The organism is Acidiphilium sp. PM, assembly GCF_000219295.1.
GTDB classification, from domain to species: domain Bacteria; phylum Pseudomonadota; class Alphaproteobacteria; order Acetobacterales; family Acetobacteraceae; genus Acidiphilium; species Acidiphilium multivorum.
The window spans coordinates 1-3,437 of sequence record NZ_AFPR01000382.1; the positions used below are offsets into that span (position 1 = coordinate 1).

3 protein-coding genes and 1 pseudogene are annotated in these 3,437 nt (G+C 69.2%); all 4 read right to left on the bottom strand.

Going from position 1 to position 3,437, the window contains the following annotated elements; translation table 11 throughout:
- Positions 1–335, bottom strand: a pseudogene (locus APM_RS12895) (collagen-like protein); the annotation flags it as partial.
- A gap of 27 nt (positions 336–362) precedes the next feature.
- Positions 363–2,906 (bottom strand): right-handed parallel beta-helix repeat-containing protein, encoded by a 2,544-nt coding sequence (locus APM_RS12900; protein ID WP_007423813.1) that lies wholly within the window; start codon positions 2,904–2,906, stop codon positions 363–365.
- 9 nt (positions 2,907–2,915) lie between these two features.
- Positions 2,916–3,182, bottom strand: coding sequence for a hypothetical protein (locus APM_RS12905; protein ID WP_039888626.1), 267 nt, complete (start codon positions 3,180–3,182; stop codon positions 2,916–2,918).
- Positions 3,179–3,437: hypothetical protein (locus APM_RS12910; RefSeq protein ID WP_206740698.1), on the bottom strand; the 259-nt coding region annotated here is incomplete at its 5' end. The genes APM_RS12910 and APM_RS12905, both read right to left, overlap by 4 nt.

A 3,437-nucleotide genomic window follows, 5' to 3' on the forward strand; every position in this document is an offset into this window, starting at 1 on the left:
ACCGGCAGCCGTCCCGGTGCCCCTTGCGCGTTCACCACCACCTCGTCGGCGGTCGACAACGTGCCAAGCACCGGAAAGCCGAGATGATCGGTGCCGGTCGCCGAAAGCGTGCCGCCGCCGAGCGCAAGGCCGGTGCCGGGTGCCACCGCTTCGGGCGTTCCCGCCCCGGCGCTGTTGCGCCCGAGCAGGCCACCGGTCGGCAGGCTGATCTCCTGCTGCAGCCCGGCGGTCACCTGCTGCACGCTCGCGGCATAGAGCACGCCGTTCTGCGACAGCGGCAACAGGTCGGTCGGCCCCACGCTCGCGGCGGTGGGCAGTTGCGGTATCGTCGTCATGGTTCGGGAATGTCCTCTCGCGCTGCCTCAGGCGATCGCGACCCAGCCGGTCGCGTCGGTCGCGGTCTGCTTGATCCAGAAGGTTGCCCCGGCGCCGCCGTCGAGGTTGCGATAGCTCGATCCGGGCGGCGCGCTCACCACGCCGAGCGGCGAACCCCGCCCGATCAGCACCACACACCCGGTCGGCTCGGTCGGCGATATCAGCCGCACCGCGCCACCCGCGGCGGGCCCGAGCCGCACATCGCCCGCCTGGCTGCCGAGCGTGACGCTGCCGTCCGCGGCCGGCACAAGATAGTCCGACTGGATGAACCGCGCCGCCTGCCAGGCCCCGGCATGGCCCCGCCACTCGATCGTCGCGCCGGCCGGCACGGTCAGCGGCGCGCCGGTCCAGTTCTCCTGCGCCGGCGCGCTGCCGGCAGAAGCGAAGCTCACCGGCGCCAGACAGTCGATTTCCAGCCGCCGCCCCTCCAGCACCGGCAGGCCGACCTGCACGGTCGCGGTCGCGCCGGTGCCATCCCCGGTGATGCTCACCTGGGTGCCGGGTCCGTACCCGCTGCCGCGCGCGGTGATGTAGACACCGATGACCGCGCCGTTGGCGATCCACGCGCTCGCCGCCGCGCCACTGCCCGTCCCGCTGATCGACACCGTGGCATTGGTGTAGTTCGACCCGCCATTGGTCACCTTGATGTAGGTGATCATGCCCTCGGTGCGCTGCGCCGTCGCGCTGATGATCGACTGCACCGCCCCCGTGCTCTGCGACACCGTCACGCGGTCGAGCAGATCGGGATAGACCAGCGTGTTCACCCCGTTCGCGGCCACCGGATTCACCGCGAAGGTATCGTCGAAATTCACGATATTGTTCCGCAGCACCACCGAATCCGTGTAGGGAACCAGCGCGTTCAGCGGGTCGCCCGACGTGCCGGACGAGACGATGTTGTCCCGCACCACGACGAGCTGCGGCGCATCCTGCAGGACGATGCCATAGCCGCCGGCGCCGTAATTGATCCTGTTCCCGGCAATCTCGAGATTGTTGCAGGAAATGCCGAAATTCGTGCCCCGCCCGTCGGATTCGACGTTGAGCGCCATGATGCCCGTGGTGCAGTCCTGGATGAAATTGCCGCGCACCGTGCAGTTCTGGCTGCCGCCGATGCCGATGCCGATCGTCTGCCCGTCGCAGTAATTGCCGCTCAGCTCGACATGGATCGACCCGCCGGCATCGATGCCGAACCCGCCGGAATTGATGATCATGTTGTTGGCGACGCGGCAATACCCGGTGTTCACCAGCATCCCGCCGCCGGCCGGCCCGTTGTCGACGAGCAGGTTCCCGGTCACCAGGATGTTCCGCCCCGAAATCGAAATGCCGTAGCCGCTGTTGGAAAAGGCGCAGTTCTGCGCGACCAGCGCGCCCAGCACGTCCGGATTGGCATTGCCATAGGTGGGCGGCTCGCGGTTCGTCTGGTTGAAATTGCCGATCACGATGCCGGTCTGGTTGTTCCAGCACGTGTTGCCGACCACCTGCACATCGCGGATCTTCAGCGTCAGCGTCGGATCCTGGTTGTCGACATAGATGCCGTTGCGCGCGTTGTCGTGCGCCCGGCAGCTTGTCACCGCCACGGCATCCGTCGCCGCGACCCAGAGCCCGTCCACCGCGTTCGCGGTGAACTCGCAATCATGCACATGATGCCTGGTCACCGTCGGATCGCTCGGCGCGATCGCGAGACCCCAGCCATAGATCGATCCCTTGGCGTTGCGGAACAGCGAGCGCGTGATGTTCGAGGCCGTGCAGCCCGCCTGGATCACCACCCCCCAGGTCTGTGCGGTGATCGCGGCATTGGCGTCGAAGATGATGCCATCGGCATTGAATGTCGCAGCACTCACGCTGATCCACGCCGCCTGGCTCGATGTCCCGGCCACGCTCTGCGCGCCGCGCGTCAGCACCGTCTGCCCCGGCACGCCGATCAGCGTCGCGGCGGTGCCGCTGATGTCGCATTCGCCGTCGATCCGGTAGGTCTTCGGCCCGAACCTGACCGGACTGCCGGCGGCAAGGGCCGCGCGCAGCGCCGGCGCGTCGTCGGTCACGCCATCGCCCTTCGCGCCGAAATCCTCGATCGCGACGGCATTGGCCGCCAGCTCGGCAATCGAGCGCACCGCGCTCGCCCCGGCCGCGACCGCCTCGAACCCGCCCGCCTGCACGCCGGGCAGGGTCGAGATCCCGCTCATGAACGCGCCATAGGCGAGCGCGACATTCGCCCCGCCCTGCCCGAGCGGCACGGCGTCGCCAGCGGCGGGCGCCGCCCCTGCGGGCAATGCCGCAATTTCGAAGGGCGCCGCGGCGGCGGCCAGCGTCGTGCCGCTGAGCGAGAGATTGGCGCCGATGGTGATCGGCACCGGCGCCGCCGTTCCGGGCCCGACACCGCCGAGCAGCGTGCCCTGCGGCAGGGCAAGCTGCTGCTGCATGCCGGCCAGAAACTGCGCGCGCGTCGCCGCCACGGTCTGTCCGGCCTGGTAGAGCGGCAGTTCGTCGCTATCCGAAACCGAATTCGCCGCCGGCAATTGTCCGATGGTTGGCATGCCGCCTCCTCAGTTCGCGGTGATGGGCTGGCCGAACGGGCTGGTGATCGGCGCGCCGCCCGGTGTCGTGATCGCGCTCGCCGGCGCCGGCACCGACGCCAGCGAAACGACCGGCAGGGCGATGCTCCGCGCGAGATTCCGTCCGGCCAGCGTGGTGATGGAAACCGTGACCGTATAGGTCGTGCCCGGCTGCCCGCCGGCGAGCCACAGCACGGCGCGGGTGCCATCGATCGCCGTCGAGGCGATGGTGACATCGCCCGGATTGTCCGGGCTCACCGTGGCCGAAACGGTGGCGATCGCATCGCCCGGGCTGCCCGCGAGGCGGGTGCCACGTCGAAGGTGTAGTCAAGCGTATCGCCCGGATCCTTTTCCGGCCAGGCCAGCGGCCGCGGCGGCAGCAGCGCGATCCCGCGCGGGGTCGGAATGAACCCCTCGATCTCGATCAGCCGTGCCGAGGCGGCCTGCCAGATCCGGCTGGCCGGTGTCGTGGTTGCGCTCATCTGGATGGCTCCGCTCAGTATTCGACGATGA

Bases quoted from the DNA above. Each gene is read 5' to 3' on its own strand.
- APM_RS12900 (WP_007423813.1), bottom strand. From the start codon at position 2,906: ATGCCAACCATCGGACAATTGCCGGCGGCGAATTCGGTTTCGGATAGC.